Source organism: Ideonella sp. sgz306126 (assembly GCF_056032705.1).
On the sequence record NZ_JBVYWP010000004.1, the window covers coordinates 283,780 to 306,259 of the forward strand.

At 65.5% G+C, this 22,480-nt stretch carries 21 protein-coding genes and 1 tRNA gene; all 22 read left to right on the forward strand.

Annotated elements, in window-relative coordinates; genetic code table 11:
• Positions 1-111: 111 nt before the first annotated feature.
• Positions 112-1,401: a branched-chain amino acid ABC transporter substrate-binding protein gene (locus tag AC0N04_RS13720; protein WP_474282568.1), complete on the forward strand. Its 1,290-nt coding sequence runs from the start codon at positions 112-114 to the stop codon at positions 1,399-1,401.
• A gap of 255 nt (positions 1,402-1,656) precedes the next feature.
• Positions 1,657-1,926 carry a 30S ribosomal protein S15 gene (rpsO, locus tag AC0N04_RS13725; RefSeq protein WP_474282570.1) on the forward strand — a complete coding sequence of 90 codons (270 nt, stop codon included), beginning with the start codon at positions 1,657-1,659 and terminating at the stop codon, positions 1,924-1,926.
• Positions 1,927-2,137: 211 nt separating this feature from the next.
• A complete protein-coding gene (gene pnp, locus AC0N04_RS13730) occupies positions 2,138-4,423 on the forward strand; it encodes a polyribonucleotide nucleotidyltransferase (RefSeq protein WP_474282572.1) in 2,286 nt (761 codons plus the stop codon).
• A 16-nt stretch (positions 4,424-4,439) separates the two neighbouring features.
• On the forward strand, positions 4,440-5,429 hold the full coding sequence (locus tag AC0N04_RS13735; protein WP_474282574.1) for an NAD(P)H-quinone oxidoreductase: 990 nt from the start codon (positions 4,440-4,442) through the stop codon (positions 5,427-5,429).
• Positions 5,430-5,453: 24 nt separating this feature from the next.
• Complete coding sequence (gene tpiA / locus AC0N04_RS13740) at positions 5,454-6,194, forward strand: triose-phosphate isomerase (protein ID WP_474282576.1); 741 nt, start codon at positions 5,454-5,456, stop codon at positions 6,192-6,194.
• A gap of 46 nt (positions 6,195-6,240) precedes the next feature.
• Positions 6,241-6,594 carry a preprotein translocase subunit SecG gene (gene secG / locus AC0N04_RS13745; RefSeq protein WP_474282578.1) on the forward strand — a complete coding sequence of 118 codons (354 nt, stop codon included), beginning with the start codon at positions 6,241-6,243 and terminating at the stop codon, positions 6,592-6,594.
• Positions 6,595-6,742: 148 nt separating this feature from the next.
• Positions 6,743-6,827: transfer RNA gene (locus AC0N04_RS13750), tRNA-Leu, on the forward strand.
• A gap of 174 nt (positions 6,828-7,001) precedes the next feature.
• A complete protein-coding gene (locus AC0N04_RS13755; RefSeq protein WP_474282580.1) occupies positions 7,002-7,361 on the forward strand; it encodes an NADH-quinone oxidoreductase subunit A in 360 nt (119 codons plus the stop codon).
• A 76-nt stretch (positions 7,362-7,437) separates the two neighbouring features.
• Positions 7,438-7,917: a NuoB/complex I 20 kDa subunit family protein gene (locus AC0N04_RS13760; RefSeq protein WP_282825147.1), complete on the forward strand. Its 480-nt coding sequence runs from the start codon at positions 7,438-7,440 to the stop codon at positions 7,915-7,917.
• A 15-nt stretch (positions 7,918-7,932) separates the two neighbouring features.
• Positions 7,933-8,532: an NADH-quinone oxidoreductase subunit C gene (locus AC0N04_RS13765; protein WP_474282582.1), complete on the forward strand. Its 600-nt coding sequence runs from the start codon at positions 7,933-7,935 to the stop codon at positions 8,530-8,532.
• 13 nt (positions 8,533-8,545) lie between these two features.
• The gene (locus tag AC0N04_RS13770; RefSeq protein WP_474282584.1) at positions 8,546-9,799 is read left to right on the forward strand and encodes an NADH-quinone oxidoreductase subunit D; all 1,254 of its coding nucleotides are present in this window, start codon (positions 8,546-8,548) and stop codon (positions 9,797-9,799) included.
• Positions 9,796-10,293, forward strand: a complete 498-nt coding sequence (gene nuoE / locus AC0N04_RS13775) for an NADH-quinone oxidoreductase subunit NuoE (protein ID WP_474282586.1) — start codon at positions 9,796-9,798, stop codon at positions 10,291-10,293. Before AC0N04_RS13770 ends, nuoE begins: the two co-directional genes overlap by 4 nt.
• A gap of 5 nt (positions 10,294-10,298) precedes the next feature.
• A complete protein-coding gene (gene nuoF / locus AC0N04_RS13780) occupies positions 10,299-11,645 on the forward strand; it encodes an NADH-quinone oxidoreductase subunit NuoF (protein WP_474282588.1) in 1,347 nt (448 codons plus the stop codon).
• Positions 11,646-11,737: 92 nt separating this feature from the next.
• A complete protein-coding gene (gene nuoG, locus AC0N04_RS13785) occupies positions 11,738-14,050 on the forward strand; it encodes an NADH-quinone oxidoreductase subunit NuoG (protein ID WP_474282590.1) in 2,313 nt (770 codons plus the stop codon).
• A gap of 23 nt (positions 14,051-14,073) precedes the next feature.
• Entirely contained in the window at positions 14,074-15,138 is a 1,065-nt protein-coding gene (nuoH, locus tag AC0N04_RS13790; RefSeq protein ID WP_474282592.1) for an NADH-quinone oxidoreductase subunit NuoH, read from the forward strand.
• A 14-nt stretch (positions 15,139-15,152) separates the two neighbouring features.
• On the forward strand, positions 15,153-15,665 hold the full coding sequence (gene nuoI / locus AC0N04_RS13795) for an NADH-quinone oxidoreductase subunit NuoI (RefSeq protein WP_474282594.1): 513 nt from the start codon (positions 15,153-15,155) through the stop codon (positions 15,663-15,665).
• 71 nt (positions 15,666-15,736) lie between these two features.
• Entirely contained in the window at positions 15,737-16,375 is a 639-nt protein-coding gene (locus tag AC0N04_RS13800; protein WP_474282596.1) for an NADH-quinone oxidoreductase subunit J, read from the forward strand.
• The gene (gene nuoK, locus AC0N04_RS13805) at positions 16,372-16,686 is read left to right on the forward strand and encodes an NADH-quinone oxidoreductase subunit NuoK (RefSeq protein ID WP_474282598.1); all 315 of its coding nucleotides are present in this window, start codon (positions 16,372-16,374) and stop codon (positions 16,684-16,686) included. Before AC0N04_RS13800 ends, nuoK begins: the two co-directional genes overlap by 4 nt.
• Before the next feature lie 26 nt (positions 16,687-16,712).
• The gene (nuoL, locus tag AC0N04_RS13810; protein ID WP_474282600.1) at positions 16,713-18,737 is read left to right on the forward strand and encodes an NADH-quinone oxidoreductase subunit L; all 2,025 of its coding nucleotides are present in this window, start codon (positions 16,713-16,715) and stop codon (positions 18,735-18,737) included.
• A 19-nt stretch (positions 18,738-18,756) separates the two neighbouring features.
• Entirely contained in the window at positions 18,757-20,232 is a 1,476-nt protein-coding gene (locus AC0N04_RS13815) for an NADH-quinone oxidoreductase subunit M (protein WP_474282602.1), read from the forward strand.
• A 19-nt stretch (positions 20,233-20,251) separates the two neighbouring features.
• Entirely contained in the window at positions 20,252-21,754 is a 1,503-nt protein-coding gene (nuoN, locus tag AC0N04_RS13820; RefSeq protein WP_474282604.1) for an NADH-quinone oxidoreductase subunit NuoN, read from the forward strand.
• Positions 21,755-21,880: 126 nt separating this feature from the next.
• A complete protein-coding gene (locus tag AC0N04_RS13825) occupies positions 21,881-22,477 on the forward strand; it encodes an NUDIX domain-containing protein (protein WP_474282606.1) in 597 nt (198 codons plus the stop codon).
• Positions 22,478-22,480: the final 3 nt, after the last annotated feature.

The following is a 22,480-nucleotide window of genomic DNA, read 5'->3' on the forward strand; positions in this document are numbered from 1 at the left end:
TCCTACAATCGGGTTGAACTGAACGCCTGAGAACCCTCTCCCAAGCGCCCATGCCGCACAGTTGGTTGCGGCATTTTTGTTTTCAAGGCCCGCCTTGCCGGGCGGTTTGCGATGCCTCAACACCTCCTCGCCAGACGCGCCGTCCTGTTCCTCGTACTGGGCGCTGCGCTGATGACCGGCCGGGCGGCGTCCGGTGACTCGGCGCCGATCCGGCTGGCGCTGATCGAGGGCCTGTCCGGCCCGTTCGGCAATGCCGGAGAGGCGGTGGAGCGCAATCTGCAGTGGGCGATCGAGCGGGTCAACGCACGCGGCGGCGTGGCGCTGCCCGGCGGTCGGCGGCCGTTGATGCTGGTGCCGCTCGACAGCCAGGGCCAGACCGAGCAGGCGCTGGCGCTGCTGGCCAAGGCGGCCGACGAAGGCGTGCATTTCGTGCTCCAGGGCAACAGTTCGGCGACCGCCGCAGCGCTGGTCGACGCATTGAACAAGCGCAATGCACGCGATCCGCAACACCGCGCGTTGCTGCTGAACTATGCGGCGGTCGATCCGGCGTTGACGCGCGAAAAGTGCAGCTTCTGGCATTTCCGCTTCGACGCGGACGCGGACATGCGGATGCGCGCCTTGATGGCGGTTTTGCAGGCGGACCGCCGCGTCAAGAAGGTCTATCTGATCGGCCAGGACTACAGCTTTGGTCAGCAGGTGCTGAAGTCGGCGCGCGCGATGATCGCCGCCAGGCGGCCGGACATCGAGATCGTCGGCGAGGAACTGCATCCGATGGGGCGGGTCAAGGACTTCATGCCTTACGCGGCCAAGATCCGGGCCAGCGGCGCGCAGGCGGTGGTGACCGGCAACTGGGGCAACGACCTGACCTTGCTGGTCAAGGCCAGCCATGACCTGGGCCTGGACCTGAAGTTCTATACCTTTTACGGCAACGCGCTGGGCGCACCCGCCGCGCTGGGCGATGCCGGTGTCGGCCGCGTGCTGGCCGTGGCCGAGTGGCACCCGAACGCGGGCGGGCGGGTGTCCGACGAGATGGTGCAGGCCTTCCGGCGTCGTTTTCCGGATCCCCGGCAGGACTATCTTCATCTGCGCATGCAGGCCATGGTCGAGATGCTGGCGGCGTCGATCGAGAAGGCCGGCGGTACCGACCCGGTCGCCGTGGCGCATGCGCTGGCAGGCCTGCGCTACGACGGCAGCGCACTGGGCGGACTGGATGCCGGCGTGATGCGTGCCGCGGACCACCAGTTCCTGCAGCCGCTCTATGTCAGCGTGATGGAGCGCGCGGGGACGGCCGGTGTGCATTTCGATGTCGAAGGCTCGGGTTACGGCTTTCGCACGGTGCGGCGTTTCGAGCCCGCTGAGACCGCTTCGCCGCCGGCCTGCCGGATGGCGGGTGCGCAGTAGGTCACGAGCCGCAGGCGCCGTCGGGTGGGCGGGACTGTCGCGGGCACCGCTGGTGGGCAGGCGGTTTCGCGCTATAATCAAAAGCTTCCATCGTTCACGCGGACTGCCCGAAGGGGTTTTCTGAAGGGCGGTGGATCGTTGTCCAGCACGACATGGGTCGGTTTCACCCGTGATCGCAAGTCCAGAACCGGAAACCGCAGTGCTCGCGCTCAGCAGACTTGAGCCGGCGGCGGCTTCCAAACACAAGGAAACGCCATGAACCCGGCAGAATTCAACAAGGCTGAGATCGTCCAGGCCCACGCACGCGGCGCGGCCGACACCGGCTCCCCCGAAGTGCAGGTGGCGCTGCTCACCGCCCGCATCAACGCGCTGACGCCCCATTTCAAGACCCATGCCAAGGACCACCATGGCCGTCGCGGTCTGCTGAAGATGGTCAACGCCCGCAAGCGCCTGCTGTCCTACCTGAAGGACCGTGACGCCGACCGCTACACCGCGCTGATCCAGAAGCTGGGCCTGCGCAAGTAAGCACCACGCGATGAACAAGAGCCTGTCTGGATGCACACACCAGCACAGGCTCTTTGTCTTTGGAGACATTGACCGCGTTCGGGGTACTGTCGTGTCATTCCAGCAGGTGGGCGCATCCCGCCTGCTGGAATGGCATACCGCCCGAGTCGGCTGATCTCCCGGTTTCAAGACGCCACCGCGAGTGCGTCGCTCAATCACCGGAGAACCATCCATGAGCATGTTCAACAAGGTCACCAAGACCTTCCAATGGGGCCCCCATCAAGTCACGATGGAAACCGGCGAGATCGCCCGCCAGTCCACCGGCGCCGTGCTGGTCAACATCGAAGACACCGTGGTGCTGGCCACCGTGGTCGCCAAGAACGAGGCCAAGGCCGGGCAGGATTTCTTCCCGCTGACCGTCGACTACATCGAGAAGACCTACGCCGCCGGCAAGATTCCGGGCAGCTTCTTCAAGCGTGAAGGCCGCCCCAGCGAGCTGGAGACCCTGACCAGCCGCCTGATCGACCGTCCGATCCGCCCGCTGTTCCCCGAAGGCTTCTTCAATGAAGTGCAGGTCGTCATCCATGTGATGAGTCTGAACCCCGAGGTCCAGGCCGACATCGCCGCGATGATCGCCACCAGCGCTGCCCTGGCCATCTCGGGCATCCCGTTCAACGGCCCGATCGGCGCGGCCCGCGTGGGCTACGTCAACGGCGAGTACGTGCTGAACCCGGGCAAGACCCAGCTGGCCGATTCGAAGATGGACCTGGTGGTCGCCGGCACCGAAGCCGCCGTGCTGATGGTCGAGTCGGAAGCCGATCAACTGCCTGAGGACGTGATGCTGGGCGCCGTCGTGTTCGGCCACGACCAGGGCAAGATCGCGATCAACGCCATCCATGAACTGGTGCGCGATGCCGGCAAGCCGGTCTGGAACTGGCAAGCCCCGGCCAAGAACGAACCCTTCATCGCCAAGGTCAACGCCTTGGCCGAGGAAGGCCTGCGCGCGGCCTACCAGATCCGTTCCAAGCAGGCTCGCACCCAGGCTTGCCGTGACGTCACCAGCAGCGTGATGGCCGCGCTGAAGGCCGATGGCCTGGAGTTCGACAAGGTCGAGGTCGAAGGCCTGCTGTTCGAGATCGAAGCCCGCATCGTGCGCGGCCAGATCCTGGCCGGCGAGCCCCGCATCGACGGTCGCGACACCCGCACGGTGCGTGCGATCGAGATCCGCAACGGCGTGCTGCCGCGCGTGCACGGCTCGGCACTGTTCACCCGGGGCGAGACTCAGGCCCTGGTGGCCGCCACGCTGGGCACCGAGCGTGATTCGCAGAAGATCGACGCGCTGGCGGGCGAGTTCAGCGAGCACTTCATGCTGCACTACAACATGCCCCCGTTCGCCACCGGCGAAACCGGCCGCGTCGGCAGCCCCAAGCGCCGTGAGATCGGCCACGGCCGTCTGGCCAAGCGCGCCCTGGTGGCCGTGCTGCCGGACCGCACCGAGTTCCCGTACTCGATGCGCGTGGTGTCGGAAATCACCGAATCGAACGGCTCCTCGTCGATGGCCTCGGTCTGCGGCGGCTGCCTGTCGCTGATGGACGCCGGCGTGCCGCTGAAGGCGCACGTGGCCGGCATCGCCATGGGCCTGATCAAGGACGGCAACCGCTTCGCCGTGCTGACCGACATCCTGGGCGATGAGGACCATCTGGGCGACATGGATTTCAAGGTGGCCGGGACCACCAACGGCATCACCGCGCTGCAGATGGACATCAAGATCCAGGGCATCACCCGCGAGATCATGCAGGTGGCCTTGGCGCAGGCCAAGGAAGCCCGGATGCACATCCTGGGCAAGATGGTGGAAGCCATGGGCGGCGCCAAGACCGAGGTCTCGCAGTTCGCACCGCGCCTGTACACCATGAAGATCAACCCGGAGAAGATCCGCGACGTGATCGGCAAGGGCGGCGCCACCATCCGTGCGCTGACCGAGGAAACCGGCACGCAGATCAACATCGACGAGGATGGCACCATCACCATCGCCTCGACCGACGCCGGCCAGGCCGAGATGGCCAAGAAGCGCATCGAGGAGATCACCGCCGAAGCCGAGATCGGCAAGGTCTACGAAGGCGCGGTCACCAAGATCCTCGACTTCGGTGCCTTGGTCAACATCCTGCCGGGCAAGGACGGCCTGCTGCACATCAGCCAGATCGCCCACCAGCGCGTGGAGAAGGTCACCGACTTCCTGACCGAAGGCCAGATCGTCAAGGTCAAGGTGCTGGAGACGGACGAGAAGGGCCGTATCAAGCTGTCGATGAAGGCGCTGCAGGAGCGTCCGGAAGGCATGGAGGAGGAGCGCTTCGAGCGCGCCCCGCGCCGTGACTATGGCGACCGTGGCGACCGGGGTGGTGAGCGCGGCGGTCGCGGCGACCGGGGCGATCGTCCGCGCCGCGAGCGTGCCGAGCAGCGCACCGACGCTCCGGCGGAAGCGGGCGAGGGAGCCGAGCAGCAGCAACAGCAGCAGCAGTAAGTCGAGCCGGCCGCTCATGCAAGCGATCGTGATCTCCCAGTTCGGCGGGCCCGAGGTGCTGGTGCCGGCCGTGCGGCCGGACCCGGTGCCGGCGTCGGGCGAGTTGCTGGTGCGCGTCAGTGCATCGGGCGTGAACCGGCCCGATGTGCTGCAGCGCAAAGGGGCCTATGCGCCCCCGCCTGGCGCATCGGACCTGCCGGGCCTGGAGATCGCGGGCGTGATCGTCGGCGGCGACACGGCTGAGTTGGCGGCGGCGGGGTTTCGACTCGGAGATCGCGTCTGCGGGCTGGTGGCGGGGGGGGGCTATGCCGAGTTGTGCGCGGCCCCGATCGCGCAATGCCTGCCGGTGCCGGCCGGCCTGAGCGACATCGAGGCGGCCTGCCTGCCCGAGACCTTCTTCACCGTCTGGTCGAACGTGTTCGACCGGGGCCGGCTGCAGCCGGGCGAGACGCTGCTGATTCAGGGGGGTGCCAGCGGCATCGGCGTGACGGCCATCCAGCTGGCGAAGGCCTTTGGGGCGCAGGTGATCGTGACCGCAGGCAGCGACGAGAAGTGCGCAGCCTGTCTGGCGCTGGGGGCCGACCATGCGATCAACTACCGCACGGCCGATTTCGCGGCCGAGGTCGGGCGCCTGACCGGAGGGCGCGGCGCCGACGTGATGCTGGACATGGTCGCAGGCGACTATGTGGCCCGAGAGATCGGTTGCCTGGCCGACGACGGCCGGCTGGTGATCATTGCGGTGCAGGGGGGCGTGAAGTCCGAATTCAACGCTGCCGAGGTGCTGCGCCGACGTCTGCTGATCACGGGCTCGACGCTGAGGCCGCGGCCGGTGGCGTTCAAGGCGGCCATCGCCCAGGCCCTGCGCGACCGGGTCTGGCCATTGATCGAGGCCGGGCGGGTGAAGCCGGTGATCGAGCGGGTGTTCGATGCGCGCCAGGCGTCCGAGGCTCACGCGCTGATGGAATCCGGCCAGCATGTGGGCAAGATCGCCCTGCGCTGGTCCTGACCCCTGTCTTGAGGAATGAATACCATGCGACGCAAGCTTGTGGTGGGCAACTGGAAGATGCACGGCACCCATTCGGCCAATGCCGAGTTGCTGTCCGGCATCAGCGCGGCACGTCCGTTCGGATGTGACGTGGCGGTGTGCGTGCCGTTTCCCTATCTGTCGCAGGCCGCGGTGGCTCTGGCGGCCAGCGATGTGCGCTGGGGCGCCCAGGATTGCTCGGCACACGAGCAAGGGGCCTATACCGGCGAAGTGTCGGTGGCGATGCTGGCGGAGTTCGGTTGTCGCTACGTGATCGTCGGCCATTCCGAGCGCCGTGCGTACCACGCCGAAAGCGATCAGCTGGTGGCGGACAAGGCCAAGGCGGCGCTGGCGCGCGGGGTGACGCCGATCGTCTGCGTCGGCGAGACGCTGGCCCAACGCGAAGCGGGCGAGACCGACGCGGTGGTCAAGCGCCAGCTCTCGGCCGTGATCCACGCCCTGGGCCACTGCGTCGGCGAGATGGTGGTGGCCTACGAGCCCGTCTGGGCCATCGGCACCGGCAAGGTCGCCTCTCCCGAGCAGGCGCAGGCGGTGCATGCGGTGCTGCGCGCGCAATTGCATGCCGCCACCGCGCGCGCCGCCGACATGACGCTGCTGTACGGCGGGAGCGTCAAGCCTGACAACGCGGCCACGCTGTTCGCGCAGCCGGACATCGATGGCGGCCTGATCGGTGGTGCAGCGCTCAAGGTCAGCGACTTCGTCGCCATCTGCCGCGCGGCCGGCTGAGCGGCGCGGCGACAAACATCAAACTATTCGGAGTGTTGGAAGAATCATGCAAATCCTGTTGAATCTGCTGGTCGTCGTTCAGATGCTGGCGGCCGTCACGATGATCGGCCTGGTGCTCGTGCAGCATGGCAAGGGGGCCGACATGGGCGCCTCGTTCGGCAGCGGCGCGTCGGGCAGCCTGTTCGGCGCCACCGGCAGCGCGAATTTCCTGTCGCGTTCGACGGCGGTGGCTGCCACGTTGTTCTTTGCGTCGACGCTGGGTCTCGCGTTTTCGTCGAATTCCGTGGGGTCGCAACAGATCAACACAGGCGCTAGCGTGCTGGATCAGGCCGTGCCCGCGCTGGCCGCGTCGGCCGCCGCCGCGGCCTCGTCTGCGATGCCGGCGATTCCCACCAAATGACCTTGACGAACCCGGCGAAAACCCTCGGGACGAGTGTTTTTTCGGGCTAGAATTCATGGCTGTTCGGTAGGCGTGATCTGGCGTCTATCGAGTGGTTCCGGCCTGGTCATGCGGCGGTTTTTGACCTGATGCATGCAAGGCCCAGATAGCCGACGTGGTGAAATTGGTAGACACGCTATCTTGAGGGGGTAGTGGCGAAAGCTGTGCGAGTTCGAGTCTCGCCGTCGGCACCAGATCATGAGCGGCAAGGTTGTCATCCGGCGCCTTGTCGGGCGCCCTGAGCAAGGCAGACAACGAGAGGGCGCGCCAGGCCTGACCTTTGCTAAGGTCGTGAGTGGCGCGCCTTTTCCATGGCCGGATGAATGGCAAGCATCATCGCTGGAACACCGCACGGAAGCACCGACACCATGGACCTGCAAGGCTACCTTCCCGTCATCCTCTTCATCCTGGTCGGTGCGGCAGTGGGGGTGGCACCCCAGATCATCGGCTTCGCGATGGGGCCGAATCGGCCCGATGCGCAAAAGAACTCCCCCTACGAGTGCGGCTTCGAAGCCTTCGAAGATGCGCGCATGAAGTTCGACGTGCGCTACTACCTGGTGGCCATCCTGTTCATCTTGTTCGATCTGGAAATTGCGTTCCTCTTTCCGTGGGCGGTGGCGCTCAAAGACATCGGGGCGTCAGGTTTCTGGGCGATGATGGTTTTCCTGGCCATCCTGGTGGTCGGATTTGCCTACGAATGGAAAAAGGGCGCTCTCGATTGGGAATGATCGTCGCTTGCACGGCCCCATCGGGTCGCCGGGCGCGTTGCGCGAACCTGTCACCGCATTCTGAAGGCACACAGATATGGGCATTGAAGGCGTACTGAAAGAAGGCTTCGTCACCACTTCGGTCGACAAGCTGATCAACTGGTCGAAGACCGGCTCCTTGTGGCCGATGACGTTCGGCTTGGCCTGTTGCGCCGTCGAGATGATGCACGCCGGCGCTGCCCGCTACGACATCGACCGCTTCGGCATGCTGTTCCGTCCCAGCCCGCGCCAGTCCGATCTGATGATCGTCGCCGGCACGCTGTGCAACAAGATGGCGCCTGCGTTGCGCAAGGTCTACGACCAGATGGCCGAGCCGCGCTGGGTGTTGTCGATGGGTTCGTGCGCGAACGGCGGCGGCTATTACCACTACAGCTACTCGGTCGTGCGCGGGTGCGACCGCATCGTGCCGGTCGATGTCTATGTGCCGGGCTGCCCGCCGACGGCGGAGGCCTTGTTGTACGGCATCCTGCAATTGCAGGCCAAGATCCGCCGCGAAAACACGATTGCCCGCGCCTGAGCGGCCCGACCCCAGATGACCCAGAAACTCGACACCCTGCAGGCCGCGCTCGAATCGGTGCTGGGCGAACGCATTCTTCACCTGAAGCGCGATCGCGGCGAGATCACGCTGACCGTGCGATCGACCGACTACCTCGACGTGGCCACCACGCTGCGCGACCATCCGCAGCTGAAGTTCGAACAGTTGATCGACCTGTGTGCGATGGACATGTCCTCGTACCGCGATCAACCCTGGGACGGCCTGCGGTACCTGACGGTGTCCCACCTGCTGTCGGTGAGCCTGAACTGGCGCCTGCGGCTGAAGGTGTATGCGCCCGACGACGGCGTGCCGGTGGTCGCATCGGTGACGCCGGTCTGGAATTCGGCCAACTGGTTCGAGCGCGAAGCCTTCGACATGGTCGGCGTCATCTACGAAGGTCACAACGACCTGCGCCGCATCCTCACCGACTACGGCTTCATCGGCCATCCGCTGCGCAAGGACTTCCCGGTCTCCGGTCATGTCGAGATGCGCTATGACGCCGAGACCCGTCGCGTGGTCTACCAGCCGGTGTCGATCGAGCCGCGCGAAATCACGCCGCGGGTGATCCGCGAGGACAACTACGGCGGCCTGCACTAAAGGCACACCTTTCATGGCAGACATCAAGAACTACACCCTGAATTTCGGGCCGCAGCACCCGGCCGCGCACGGTGTGCTGCGCTTGGTGCTGGAACTCGACGGCGAAGTCATCCAGCGTGCCGATCCGCACATCGGCCTGCTGCATCGGGCCACCGAGAAGCTGGCCGAGAGCAAGACCTTCATCCAGTCGTTGCCCTACATGGACCGGCTGGACTACGTCTCGATGATGTGCAACGAGCACGCCTACTGTCTGGCGATCGAGAAGCTGCTGGGCATCGAGGTGCCGGAGCGCGCGCAGTACATCCGCGTGATGTTTTCCGAGATCACCCGCCTGCTGAACCATCTTCTGTGGCTGGGCGCGCACGGGTTGGACTGCGGTGCGATGAACATCCTGATCTACGCGTTCCGCGAGCGCGAAGACCTGTTCGACATGTACGAGGCCGTCTCCGGCGCGCGCATGCACGCGGCCTATTTCCGGCCGGGCGGCGTGTACCGCGATCTGCCGGACAGCATGCCGCAGTACCAAGTCAGCCGGATCAAGAACGAGCGCGCGATCAAGGCGCTGAACGAGAACCGCCAAGGTTCGCTGCTCGACTTCATCGACGACTTCTGCGCGCGTTTCCCGAAGAACGTCGACGATTACGAGACGCTGCTGACCGACAACCGCATCTGGAAGCAGCGCACCGTGGGCATCGGCGTGGTCAGCCCCGAGCGGGCGCTGAACATGGGGTTGACCGGTCCGATGCTGCGCGGTTCGGGCATCGCCTGGGATTTGCGCAAGACCCAGCCCTACGACGTGTACGCCAAGATGGACTTCGACGTCCCGGTCGGCGTCAACGGCGATACCTACGACCGCTATCTGTGTCGCGTCGCCGAGATGCGCCAGTCCAACCGCATCATCCAGCAGTGCTCGGCCTGGCTGCGCAAGAACCCGGGACCGGTCATCACCGACAACCACAAGGTGGCGCCGCCTTCGCGGGTCGAGATGAAGTCGAGCATGGAAGAGCTGATCCACCACTTCAAGCTCTTCAGCGAGGGCTTCCACGTGCCCGAGGGCGAGGCCTATGCCGCCGTCGAGCACCCGAAGGGCGAGTTCGGCATCTACCTGGTCAGCGACGGGGCCAACAAGCCTTACCGGCTGAAGATCCGTGCACCCGGTTTTGCGCACCTGGCGGCGCTGGACGAAATGGCGCGCGGCCACATGATCGCAGACGCGGTGGCGATCATCGGCACCATGGACATCGTGTTTGGTGAGATCGATCGATGACACTTTCCGAAGCCACACAGGCCCGCTTCGCACGCGAAGTCGCCAAGTATCCGAAGGATCAGGCCCAGTCGGCCGTGATGGCCTGTCTGGCCATCGTGCAGCAGGAGCAGGGCTGGGTTTCTGCCGAGGCCGAAGCGGCGGTGGCCGACTACCTCGGCATGCCGGCGATCGCGGTGCGCGAGGTCACGACCTTCTACAACATGTACAACCAGCAGCCGGTGGGCAAATACAAGCTCAACGTCTGCACCAACCTGCCTTGCCAGCTGCGCAACGGACAGGCTGCGCTGGAACACCTGTGCCAGGCCCTGGGCATCGAGGACGGCGGCACCACCGCCGATGGCCTGGTCACGGTGGCCAAGTGCGAATGCCTGGGGGCCTGCGCCGACGCGCCGGTGATGCTGGTCAACGATCGCCAGATGCTGAGCTACATGAGCAACGACAAGCTGGACGATCTGGTCGCGATGATCAAGACCGAAGCCGGGAAGGCGGCCTGAGCACCATGGCACTCGATCTTTCAAGATTCCAGACCACCGGCAGTGAGACCTGCTTCCATGACCGTCACATCGGTTCCCAAATCTACGCCGGGCTGAACGGCAGCAACTGGCATCTGGCCGACTACCAGGCGCGTGGCGGCTACCAGGCGCTGCGCAAGGTGCTGGGCCTGGACGGGGCGGCGGCCTGGACGCCCGATCAGGTGATCGCCGACGTCAAGGCCTCGGGCCTGCGCGGCCGCGGCGGCGCGGGCTTTCCCACCGGCCTGAAGTGGAGCTTCATGCCGCGCGCGTTCCCGGGCCAGAAGTACCTGGTCTGCAATTCCGACGAAGGCGAGCCGGGCACCTGCAAGGACCGTGACATCCTGCAGTACAACCCGCACATCGTCATCGAGGGCATGATCATCGCGGCCTACGCGATGGGCATCTCGGTGGGCTACAACTACATCCACGGCGAGATCTTCGGCACCTACGAGCGATTTGAAGCCGCGCTCGCCGAAGCGCGTGCCGCCGGCCTGCTGGGCGACAACATTCTGGGCAGCGGCTTCAGCTTCCAGCTGCATGCCCACCACGGTTTCGGCGCCTACATCTGCGGCGAGGAAACCGCGCTGCTCGAATCGCTGGAAGGCAAGAAGGGCCAGCCGCGCTTCAAGCCGCCGTTCCCGGCCAGCTTCGGCATGTACGGCCGGCCCACCACGATCAACAACACCGAGACCTTCGCGGCGGTGCCCTGGATCATCCGCAACGGCGGCCAGGCCTACCTGGAGTGCGGCAAGCCGAACAACGGCGGTACCAAGATCTTCTCGATGGTGGGCGACGTGGCGCGTCCCGGCAACTACGAGGTGCCGATGGGCACGTCCTTCGCCAAGCTGCTCGAGCTCGCCGGCGGCGTCAACGGGGGCAGGAAGCTCAAGGCGGTGATCCCCGGCGGCTCGTCGGCCCCGGTGCTGCCGGCCTCGGTGATGATGGACTGCACGATGGACTATGACTCCATCGCCAAGGCCGGTTCGATGCTCGGCTCGGGCGCCGTCATCGTGATGGACGAGACCCGCTGCATGGTCAAGAGCCTGGAGCGCCTGTCGTACTTCTATGCCCACGAGTCCTGCGGCCAGTGCACGCCCTGCCGCGAAGGCACCGGCTGGCTGTACCGCCTGGTGCACCGCCTGGAACACGGCCAGGGCCGTCCGGACGACCTGGCCCTGCTCGACAACGTGGCCGAGAACATCATGGGACGCACGATCTGCGCGCTGGGCGACGCCGCGGCCATGCCGGTGCGCGGCATGATCAAGCACTTCCGCGACGAATTCGCGTACCACGTCGACCACAAGACCTGCATGGTGCCGGCATATGTCTAAGTGCCCCCACGTTCGGAATACCTCGCTGCCCCCCAAGGGGGTTGTCCTTCCTTGGCGCGGCCCGGCGGAAGGCCGCGTCGCCGGTGAACAAAATGCTTGATATCGAACTCGACGGCAAGAAGGTCCAGGTTCCCGAAGGCAGCATGGTGATGCATGCGGCCGACGCGGCCGGCACCACCATCCCGCACTTCTGCTATCACAAGAAGCTGTCCATCGCCGCCAACTGCCGCATGTGCCTGGTGGACATCGAGAAGGCGCCCAAGCCGATGCCGGCCTGCGCCACGCCAGTCACGCAAGGCATGGTGGTGCGCACCCAGAGCGACAAGGCGGTCAAGGCGCAGAAGTCGGTGATGGAGTTCCTGCTCATCAATCACCCGCTCGATTGCCCGATCTGCGACCAGGGCGGCGAATGCCAGCTTCAGGACCTCGCTGTCGGCTATGGCGGCTCGGCGTCGCGCTACCAGGAAGAGAAGCGCGTGGTGTTCCACAAGAACGTCGGCCCGCTGATCTCGATGGAAGAGATGAGCCGCTGCATCCACTGCACCCGTTGCGTGCGCTTCGGCCAGGAAGTGGCCGGCGTGATGGAACTGGGCATGCAGCACCGCGGCGAGCATTCCGAGATCACCACTTTCGTCGGCAAGACCGTCGACTCCGAGTTGTCGGGCAACATGATCGACATCTGCCCGGTCGGCGCGCTCACCAGCAAGCCCTTTCGCTACAGCGCCCGCACTTGGGAGCTGTCGCGCCGCAAGAGCGTCAGTCCCCACGACAGCACCGGCGCCAACCTGATCGTTCAGGTCAAGAACCACCGGGTGATGCGCGTCGTTCCGCAGGAAAACGAAGACGTCAACGAGTGCTGGCTCGCCGATCGCGACCGCTTCAGCTACGAGGCGCTCAACAGCGACGCGCGGCTGACTGCGCCGATGATTCGGCAGGGCGGGGTGTGGCAGACCGTGGACTGGGGCACCGCGCTGGGCTATGTCGCCGATGGCCTCAAGCGGGTCAAGGCCGAATTCGGTGCCGCTGGGATCGGCGCGCTGGGCTCGGTCCACAGCACGGTCGAAGAATTGCACCTGCTGGCCAAGCTGGTTCGCGGCCTGGGCAGCGACAACATCGACCACCGCCTGCGCCATGCCGATTTCACGGCAGGCGAGGGCGTCCGCTGGCTCGGAACCTCGATCGCTTCGCTGTCGACGCTGGACCGCGCCCTGGTCATCGGCTCGTTCCTGCGCAAGGATCACCCCTTGTTCGCGCAACGCCTGCGCCAGGCCGCGCGCCGCGGGGCGCAGGTGCTGAGCCTGAACGCCGTGCACGACGACTGGGCGATGCCGGTGGCGGCCCGCCTGACGGCGGCACCGGCTGCGTGGGTTCAGGCCTTGGCCGACGTCGCCGGCTACGTGGCCGCGGCGAAGGGCTTGCCGGCCCCGGCCACGGCACTCGTGTCGGCTGAGGCCGAGCGCATCGCCCAGGCCTTGCTGTCGGGCGAGCGCAAGGCGGTCCTGCTGGGCAACACGGCGGCGCAGCACCCGCAGGCGTCCAGCCTGCTCGCGCTGGCGAGCTTCATCGCCGAGCAGACCGGTGCGACGGTGGGCTACCTGGGCGACGGCGCCAATGCCGTCGGCGCGCAGCTGGTGGGCGCACAGCCCCTCCAGGGCGGCCTGCATGCCGGCCAGATGCTGGGCCAGCCGATGAAGGCCTTGCTGCTGCTCAATGTCGAGCCGGCGCTGGACGCCGCCAACCCGGCGGCCGCGACCGCAGCCCTCGACGGATCGGGCCTGGTGGTGGCGCTGACGTCGTTCAAGGACGCTGCCGTGGCGAACGCCGACGTGCTGCTGCCGATTGCGCCGTTCACCGAAACCGCCGGCTCCTACGTCAACGCGGAAGGCCGCCTGCAATCGTTCCACGGCGTCGTCAAGGCGCTGGGCGACAGCCGTCCGGCCTGGAAAGTGCTGCGCGTGCTGGGAGATCTGCTGGGCTTGCCGGGCTTCGAGCAGGAGTCCGTCGAGGAAGTCCGGGCCGAGGCCTTGGGCGATGGCTCCGGTCTGCTCCAGCGGCTGTCCAACCGGCCGGTGGGCACGGTTCAGGTCGAGGTGCCGGCCGCCGGCCTCCAACGCCTGGCCGATGTGCCGATCTACGCGACCGACGCCCTGGTGCGCCGGGCGACATCGCTGCAACTGACCGCCGACGCCCGAGCGCCCGTGGCCAGCCTGCCGACCGCACTGTGGGCGCAGCTCGGGCTGCGCGATGGTGACCGCGTTCGCATCCGCCAGGGGGCGGCCAGCGCGGTGCTGCCCGCTCGCGAAGACGCCAGTTTGGCGGCCAACACCGTGCGGGTGCCGGCTGGACACGCGGACACGGCCGCGCTGGGTGCGATGTTCGGTGCGCTCTCCGTCGACAAGGCCTGAGACGCCAAGGCAGGAACACTCACATGATCGATAACTTCAACCAAGCCGGCATGGCCTTGATGGGCGGGCTGCTGTGGCCCGTCGTGTGGGCGCTGATCAAGATCATCGTCGTCGTCGCGCCGCTGATGGGTTGCGTGGCCTACCTGACCCTGTGGGAACGCAAGGCGATCGGCTGGACGCAGATCCGTCCGGGCCCCAACCGCGTCGGTCCCTATGGCCTGCTCACGCCGATCGCCGACGCCGTCAAGCTGGTGTTCAAGGAAATCATCCGCCCCACGGCAGCCAGCAAGGGCCTGTTCTTCCTGGGACCGGTGATGGCCATCATGCCGGCGCTGGCGGCCTGGGCGGTGGTGCCGTTCGGCCCCGAGGTGGCGGTGGCCAACATCAACGCCGGACTGCTGTTCCTGATGGCCATCACCTCGCTGGAGGTGTACGGCGTGATCATCGCCGGCTGGGCCTCGAACTCGAAGTACGCCTTCCTGGGCGCGCTGCGGGCCTCGGCGCAGATGGTCAGCTACGAAATTCCGATGGGCTTCGCGCTGGTCATCGTGCTGATGGTCACCGGCAGTCTGAACATGACGGACATCGTCATGGGGCAGTCCCGCGGCTGGTTCGCCAGCCACGGTCTGGGCCTGCTGTCGTGGAACTGGCTGCCGCTGTTCCCGGTGTTCATGGTCTATTTCATCTCCGGCCTGGCCGAAACCAACCGCCATCCGTTCGACGTGGTGGAGGGCGAGTCCGAGATCGTCGCCGGGCACATGATCGAATACTCCGGCATGTCGTTCGCGATGTTCTTCCTCGGCGAATACGCCAACATGTGGCTGGTGTCGATGCTGACGGTGCTGCTGTTCCTCGGCGGCTGGGTCAGTCCGTTCGGCGGCTGGTTCGAGCTGATTCCGGGCTGGATCTGGCTGGCCATCAAGACCTTCGCCGTCGTGACCATGTTCCTGTGGGTGCGGGCCTCGTTCCCCCGGTTCCGCTACGACCAGATCATGCGCCTGGGCTGGAAGATCTTCATTCCGGTCACCCTGGTGTGGCTGGTCGTCGTCGGCCTGTGGATCCAGTCGCCCTGGAACATCTGGAAGTAAGGCAGGCAGACATCATGACCACCGTAAACGTCTCGTCCTCGACGCCGCTGAAGGACTTGTTCTCCAGCTTCATGCTGACCGAGCTGTGGAAGGGGCTGGCGATCACCGGCCGCCACTTCTTCGCGCGCAAGATCACCGTTCAGTTCCCGGAAGAGAAGACGCCGCTGTCGCCCCGCTTCCGGGGCCTGCATGCGCTGCGCCGCTATGACAACGGCGAGGAGCGCTGCATCGCCTGCAAGCTCTGCGAAGCGGTCTGCCCGGCCATGGCGATCACGATCGAGGCCGGCGAGCGCGGCGACGGTTCCCGCCGCACGACCCGCTACGACATCGACCTGACCAAGTGCATCTTCTGCGGCTTCTGCGAAGAGAGCTGCCCGGTCGACTCGATCGTCGAAACCCACATCTTCGAATACCACGGCGAGAAGCGTGGCGACCTGTACTTCACCAAGGACATGTTGCTGGCGGTCGGCGACCGTTATGAGAAGGCCATCGCTGCCAACAAGGAGGCCGACGCCAAGTACCGCTGAGCCGGATCCGGCCGGGAAGGGCGCCTTCCCGAACCGATCTGCTTGGCGACGCCTTTCGGCGCACCCACATCATGAACACGACTTCCGCCTTGTTCTACCTCTTTTCGGCCGTGCTGCTGGTGGCCGCCTTCCTGGTCATCACCTCGCGCAACACGGTGCACGCTGCGCTGTACCTGGTGTTGTCCTTCTTCAACGCGTCCTGCATCTGGATGCTGCTGCAGTCGGAGTTCCTCGCGATCACGCTGGTGCTGGTCTACGTCGGCGCGGTGATGGTGCTGTTCCTTTTCGTCGTGATGATGCTCGACATGGGATCGGCCAATCTGCGCGACGGCTTCTGGACCCACTTTCCGCTCGCCGGGATGATCGGCGCTTTGATCGCGCTTGAGATGTTCCTGGTCATGAAGGGCGGTTTCAACCTCCCGGTGGCCAAGGCGATGGATCCGGCGCTGCTGAAGATGGGCAACACCCACGCGCTGGGGGTGGCGATCTACACCCAGTACCTGTACCCGCTGCAGGTCGCGGCGGTGCTGCTGCTGGTGGCGATGATCTCCGCGATCGCGCTGACCCTTCGCAAGCGCAAGGACAGCCGCTACCAGAATCCGTCCGAGCAGGTCCGCGTCAAGAGTGTCGACCGCGTCCGTCTGGTGGCGATGCCGGCCACGGTCGAAGCCCCCTCGCAGCCCAAGTCCCCTGAAGGAGGCGCCGCATGAGCACCGGGATCACCCTGTACCACTACCTCACCGTCGGCGGCCTGCTGTTCGCGCTGTCGGTGGTGGGCATCTTCCTGAATCGGCGCAACCTGATCGTGATGCTGATGGCCATCGAACTGATGCTGCTGGCGGTGAACATGAATTTCGTCGCCTTCTCGCACTACCTGGGTGACATGCAAGGCCAGGTCTTCGTGTTCTTCATCCTGACCGTGGCCGCCGCCGAATCGGCGATTGGCCTGGCCATCCTGGTCGTACTGTTCCGCAATCGCTCGACGATCGCTGTGGACGAACTCGATTCCCTCAAGGGCTGAGTCAGCATCGCGGAGCCCTGAAGACCATGTCTGTACAACTTACCCAGAATCTGCTCCTCACGGTGCCGCTGGCGCCGCTCGCGGGCTCCCTCGTCGCCGGCCTGGCCGGAAAGGCGGTGGGCCGGCGCGGTTCGCACGTCGTCACCATTCTCGGCGTGCTGATCGCCTTCCTCTGTTCGGCCCTGGTCCTGTGGTCGGTGGCCACGGAAGGCGCGCGCTACAACCAGACCGTCTACGAGTGGATGAACGTGGGCGGCCTGAAGATGGAGGTCGGCTTCCTGATCGACGGGCTGACGGCCATGATGATGTGCGTGGTGACCTTCGTGTCGCTGATGGTGCACATCTACACCATCGGCTACATGGAGGAAGACCCGGGCTACCAGCGCTTCTTCTCGTACATCTCGCTGTTCACCTTCTCGATGCTGATGCTGGTGATGGCGAACAACTTCCTGCAGCTGTTCTTCGGCTGGGAAGCGGTGGGCCTGGTGTCCTATCTGCTGATCGGTTTCTGGTTCAAGAAGCCGACCGCGATCTTTGCCAACATGAAGGCCTTCCTGGTCAACCGGGTCGGCGATTTCGGCTTCATCCTGGGCATCGGCCTGATCCTGGCCTACAGCGGTTCGTTGAACTACGCCGAAGTCTTCGCCAAGGCCGGCGACCTGTCCAAGCTGGGCTTTCCGGGCACCGACTGGCATCTCTTGAGCGTGGCCTGCATCTGCCTGTTCATCGGCGCGATGGGCAAGAGCGCGCAGTTCCCGCTGCACGTCTGGCTGCCCGACTCGATGGAGGGCCCGACGCCGATCTCGGCGCTGATCCATGCCGCGACGATGGTGACTGCGGGCATCTTCATGGTCAGCCGCATGTCGCCGTTGTTCGAGCTGAGCGACACCGCGCTGAACTTCGTGCTGATCATCGGATCGATCACCGCCTTGTTCATGGGCTTCCTGGGCATCATCCAGAACGACATCAAGCGCGTCGTCGCCTATTCGACGCTGTCGCAGCTGGGCTACATGACGGTGGCCCTCGGGGCGTCGGCGTACAGCGTGGCGGTGTTCCACCTGATGACGCACGCCTTCTTCAAGGCCTTGCTGTTCCTGGGCGCAGGCTCGGTGATCATCGGCATGCACCACGATCAGGACATCCGCAACATGGGCGGCCTGCGCAAGTACATGCCCATCACCTGGATCACCTCGCTGGTCGGATCGCTGGCCTTGATCGGCACGCCGTTCTTCGCCGGCTTTTATTCGAAGGACTCGATCATCGAGGCCGTGGCGGCCAGCCATCTGCCGGCCGCCGGCTTCGCGCAGTTCTCGGTGGTGGCCGGCGTCTTCGTGACGGCGTTCTATTCGTTCCGGATGTATTTCCTGGTCTTCCACGGCAAGGAACGCTTCCACCACAAGCCCTTCCCGGGCGAGCATGACCACCACGACGCTCACGGCGAGCATCATGATCCGCACGAATCGCCCTGGGTGGTGACCGCACCGCTGGTGCTGCTCGCGATCCCGTCGGTGGTGATCGGCTTCCTGACGATCCAGCCGATGCTGTTCGGCGACTTCCTGAAGGACTCGATCGTCATCAACAGCGCCGCCCACCCGGCCCTGGAAGAACTGGGCCGCGAGTTCCACGGCGCGACCGACATGGGATTGCGTGCCTTCACCTCGCTGCCGTTCTGGCTGGCCTTGGCGGGTGTCGCGATGTCCTACGTGTTCTACATGTTGAAGCCGGAAATTCCGGCGGCGATCGGGCGCAGCATCGCGCCGGTGATGCGCTTGCTGGAGAACAAGTACTACATGGACTGGTTCAACGAGAACGTCATCGCCGCCGGCCTGCGCAAGCTCGGTCGCGGCTTGTGGAAAGGCGGCGACGTCGGTCTGATCGACGGCGCGATCGTCAACGGTTCGGCCAACGCGGTCGGCGCCTTCGCGGGCGTGGTACGCACCTTTCAGACCGGCTACCTGTCCTGGTACGCGCTGATGATGGTGCTGGGTGTCTTCGGTCTGATGACCTGGCAGCTGTGGCCCTTCTTCCTGTCGACCCTGTCGGCTCACTGATCAAGGGCGGAGAACAAGAATGGGTCTGTTGAGTGTTGCCATCTGGTTGCCGATCGCTTTCGGCACCGTCCTGCTTGCGCTGGGTCGGGACGACCAGCCGGGTGCCGCGCGCTGGATCGCGCTGGTCGGCGCCGTGCTGTCGCTGCTGGTCACGATCCCGCTGATCACCGGCTTCGATACCACCACTGCAGCGATGCAGTTCCAGGAGAACCTGAGCTGGATCGAGCGCTTCAACGTGCGCTATCACCTGGGGGTGGACGGGATCTCGGTCTGGTTCGTGCTGCTGACCGCCTTCATCACCGTGATCGTGGTGATCTCGGCCTGGCAGGTGATCACCTCGCGCGTGCACCAGTACATGGGCGCCTTCCTGATCCTGTCGGGCCTGATGGTGGGCGTGTTCGCGGCGGTCGACGGCCTGCTGTTCTACGTCTTCTTCGAGGCCACGCTGATCCCGATGTACATCATCATCGGCATCTGGGGCGGGCCGCGCCGGGTCTACGCGGCGTTCAAGTTCTTCCTCTACACGCTGCTCGGCTCGCTGCTGATGCTGATCGCGCTGATCTACCTGTACGACAAGTCGGGTGGCAGCTTCGACATCCTGACGTGGCACAAGCTGCCGCTGCCGATGGATGCGCAGACCCTGCTGTTCTTCGCCTTCTTCGCGGCGTTCTCGGTCAAGGTGCCGATGTGGCCGGTGCACACCTGGCTGCCCGACGCCCACGTCGAGGCCCCGACGGGCGGCTCGGTGGTGCTGGCGGCGATCATGCTGAAGCTCGGTGCCTACGGCTTCCTGCGCTTCTCGATGCCGATCGCGCCGGACGCCAGCCGGGCCTACGCCTGGGTCATCATCGCGCTGAGCCTGACCGCGGTGATCTACATCGGGCTGGTCGCCCTGGTCCAGCAGGACATGAAGAAGCTGGTGGCTTATTCGTCGATCGCCCACATGGGCTTCGTCACGCTGGGCTTTTTCATCTTCAGCGAACTGGGCGTGTCGGGCGGTCTGGTGCAGATGATCTCGCACGGCTTCGTGTCCGGTGCCATGTTCCTGTCGATCGGTGTGCTGTACGACCGGGTCCACTCGCGCGAGATCGCCAGCTATGGCGGCGTGGTCAACACCATGCCGAAGTTCGCCGCCTTCGCGATGCTGTTCTCGATGGCCAACTGCGGCCTGCCGGGTACCGCCGGCTTCATCGGCGAGTGGATGGTGATCCTGGGCGCGGTGGGGTTCAATTTCTGGATCGGTGCGCTGGCGGCGACCGCCCTGATCCTCGGGGCCGCCTACACGCTGTGGATGTACAAGCGTGTCTACCTGGGTGACGTGGTCAACGACAAGGTTCGCGCGCTGACCGATATCAACGCCCGTGAATTCCTGATGCTGGCGGCGCTGGCGCTGGCGGTGATGGCGATGGGCCTCTATCCCAAGCCCTTCACCGATGTGATGCACGTCTCGGTGACCGAGTTGCTGCGGCACGTGGCCGCGTCCAAGCTCCCGTGACGAGGCCCAAGAGCAAACCATGACTCAAATGAACTGGCTCGTTGTCTACCCTGAAACCCTGCTGCTGCTGGCGGCCTGCGTGATTGCGCTGGTGGACCTGAAGGTCAGCGATCCGAAACGCGGCCTGACGTTCTGGCTGACCCAGGCAACGCTCGCGGTGGTGGCCTTCATGCATGCCAGCGCCATGCAGGGCGGCCTGGGAATGCACGGTGCGGCCGCATCGGTCTACGGCATGCAAGGGCTGGTGGTGTCCGACCCGATGGGCCACCTGCTGGCGCTGTGCGCCGCACTGGCGATGATGCTGACGCTCGCCTACGCCCGGCCGTACATCGCCGACCGCGACATGCTCAAGGGCGAGTTCTTCACGCTGTCGATGTTCGTGCTGCTGGGCATCTCGGTGATGATCTCGGCCAACAACTTCCTGGTCATCTACGTCGGGCTCGAACTGATGAGTCTGTCGCTCTACGCCCTGGTGGCCCTGCGCCGCGACCATGCCATGGCGACCGAAGCGGCGATGAAGTATTTCGTGCTCGGTGCGCTGGCCAGCGGCTTCCTGCTGTACGGCATGTCGATGATGTACGGCGCCACCGGCTCGCTCGACCTGCCCGAGGTCTTCGCCGTGATCTCCCGCGGTCAGGCCAATTCGGCGGTGCTGACCTTCGGCGCCGTCTTCATCGTCGCCGGCCTGGCGTTCAAGCTCGGTGTCGTGCCGTTCCACATGTGGGTGCCCGACGTCTACCAGGGCGCGCCGACGGCCGTGACGCTGCTGATCGGCGGCGCCCCCAAGTTCGCGGCCTTCGCGATCACCTTCCGGCTGCTGGTCGAGGGCATGACCGGCCTGGCGCACGACTGGCAGCAGATGTTGATCGTGCTGTCGGTGCTGTCGATGAGCGTCGGCAATCTCGCGGCCATCGCGCAGACCAACCTGAAGCGCATGCTGGCCTATTCGGCCATTGCGCAGCTGGGCTTCATGCTGCTCGGCTTCACGCCCACGGTGATTGCCGGTCATACCACCTCGGCGGCCAACGGCTACAGTTCCGCGATGTTCTACGTCGTGACCTATGTGCTGACCACATTGGGCACCTTCGGCCTGGTGATGTTCCTGTCGCGCCAAGGTTTCGAAAGCGAGGAGGTCTCGGACCTGTCCGGCCTGGCCAAGCGCAGCCCCTGGCTGGCCGGCGTGATGACGGTGTTCATGTTCTCGCTGGCCGGCGTGCCACCGATGGTGGGGTTCTACGCCAAGCTGGCCGTGCTCCAGGCGCTGGTCACGACCAATGACAACAGCTACATCACCCTGGCGGTGGTGGCGGTGCTGCTGTCGCTGGTGGCCGCGTACTACTACCTGCGCATCGTCAAGGTGATGTGGTTCGACGAGCCCTCGGATGCCCGGGTGCCTGCGGCGCGCGGCGGCGTGGGCATCCTGCTCGCATGCAATGGGGCCGCGGCCCTGGTGCTGGGCTTGTTGCCTGACGGCTTGATGGCGCTGTGCCGCGACGTGATCGTCGCCGCGCTGTCGGGTTGATCCGCCATCGTCGCCAGGGCGCCATGCTGCTGGCGGCGTCCCTTGGGCGCCACGCGCCCGATGGCGATCCTCTGGTGGCGGCCACTGGTGGCCCGCGCGCACCGCAGCGCATGCTGGAGCTGACCGATGACTGATGATGACCACCTGATCGAGCGCCCCCTGCACCAGCAGCAGGTCTACCGCGGCCACTTTCTCGATGTTCGTCGCGACACCGTCACCTTGCCGGGCGGTGCGACGGCCGGGCGCGAATACATCATCCACCCCGGTGCGGTGATGATCGTGCCGATGCTCGACGACGGCCGACTGGTGATGGAGCGCCAGTGCCGCTACCCGCTGGGCCAGGTGCTGCTGGAGTTTCCGGCCGGCAAGATCGACCCCGGCGAGGACCGCTTCACCTGTGCACGCCGTGAACTGGCCGAGGAAACCGGCTACACCGCTGCCCAATGGGCCAGGGCGGCCACAATGCACAACGCGCCGGCCTACTCCAACGAGTTGATCGAGATCTGGTTCGCGAGAGGCCTGCGCGCGGGGCCGCAGCAACTGGATGCCGAGGAGTTTCTCGACATCTGCCTGATGACGGAGGCCGAACTCGATGCGTTGGCCGGCGCCGGCGCACTGACCGACGCCAAGTCGTTGATCGCGCTGCTGTGGCTGCAGAAATGGCGTGCCGGATCGTGGGCTTTGCCCTGGCAGACCGCCGATGGGGTGCCGGTCGCCGGATAATGT

Excerpts from the sequence above, each read along its gene's own strand:
- tpiA (WP_474282576.1), top strand. The coding sequence starts at position 5,454 with ATGCGACGCAAGCTTGTGGTGGGCAACTGGAAGATGCACGGCACCCAT.
- nuoH (WP_474282592.1), top strand. The coding sequence starts at position 14,074 with ATGATCGATAACTTCAACCAAGCCGGCATGGCCTTGATGGGCGGGCTG.
- nuoL (WP_474282600.1), top strand. The coding sequence starts at position 16,713 with ATGTCTGTACAACTTACCCAGAATCTGCTCCTCACGGTGCCGCTGGCG.
- AC0N04_RS13720 (WP_474282568.1), top strand. The coding sequence starts at position 112 with ATGCCTCAACACCTCCTCGCCAGACGCGCCGTCCTGTTCCTCGTACTG.
- nuoK (WP_474282598.1), top strand. The coding sequence starts at position 16,372 with ATGAGCACCGGGATCACCCTGTACCACTACCTCACCGTCGGCGGCCTG.
- nuoF (WP_474282588.1), top strand. The coding sequence starts at position 10,299 with ATGGCACTCGATCTTTCAAGATTCCAGACCACCGGCAGTGAGACCTGC.
- nuoI (WP_474282594.1), top strand. The coding sequence starts at position 15,153 with ATGACCACCGTAAACGTCTCGTCCTCGACGCCGCTGAAGGACTTGTTC.
- AC0N04_RS13800 (WP_474282596.1), top strand. The coding sequence starts at position 15,737 with ATGAACACGACTTCCGCCTTGTTCTACCTCTTTTCGGCCGTGCTGCTG.
- AC0N04_RS13735 (WP_474282574.1), top strand. The coding sequence starts at position 4,440 with ATGCAAGCGATCGTGATCTCCCAGTTCGGCGGGCCCGAGGTGCTGGTG.
- nuoG (WP_474282590.1), top strand. The coding sequence starts at position 11,738 with ATGCTTGATATCGAACTCGACGGCAAGAAGGTCCAGGTTCCCGAAGGC.
- AC0N04_RS13770 (WP_474282584.1), top strand. The coding sequence starts at position 8,546 with ATGGCAGACATCAAGAACTACACCCTGAATTTCGGGCCGCAGCACCCG.
- nuoE (WP_474282586.1), top strand. The coding sequence starts at position 9,796 with ATGACACTTTCCGAAGCCACACAGGCCCGCTTCGCACGCGAAGTCGCC.
- nuoN (WP_474282604.1), top strand. The coding sequence starts at position 20,252 with ATGACTCAAATGAACTGGCTCGTTGTCTACCCTGAAACCCTGCTGCTG.
- secG (WP_474282578.1), top strand. The coding sequence starts at position 6,241 with ATGCAAATCCTGTTGAATCTGCTGGTCGTCGTTCAGATGCTGGCGGCC.
- AC0N04_RS13825 (WP_474282606.1), top strand. The coding sequence starts at position 21,881 with ATGACTGATGATGACCACCTGATCGAGCGCCCCCTGCACCAGCAGCAG.
- AC0N04_RS13760 (WP_282825147.1), top strand. The coding sequence starts at position 7,438 with ATGGGCATTGAAGGCGTACTGAAAGAAGGCTTCGTCACCACTTCGGTC.
- rpsO (WP_474282570.1), top strand. The coding sequence starts at position 1,657 with ATGAACCCGGCAGAATTCAACAAGGCTGAGATCGTCCAGGCCCACGCA.
- AC0N04_RS13765 (WP_474282582.1), top strand. The coding sequence starts at position 7,933 with ATGACCCAGAAACTCGACACCCTGCAGGCCGCGCTCGAATCGGTGCTG.
- AC0N04_RS13755 (WP_474282580.1), top strand. The coding sequence starts at position 7,002 with ATGGACCTGCAAGGCTACCTTCCCGTCATCCTCTTCATCCTGGTCGGT.
- AC0N04_RS13815 (WP_474282602.1), top strand. The coding sequence starts at position 18,757 with ATGGGTCTGTTGAGTGTTGCCATCTGGTTGCCGATCGCTTTCGGCACC.
- pnp (WP_474282572.1), top strand. The coding sequence starts at position 2,138 with ATGAGCATGTTCAACAAGGTCACCAAGACCTTCCAATGGGGCCCCCAT.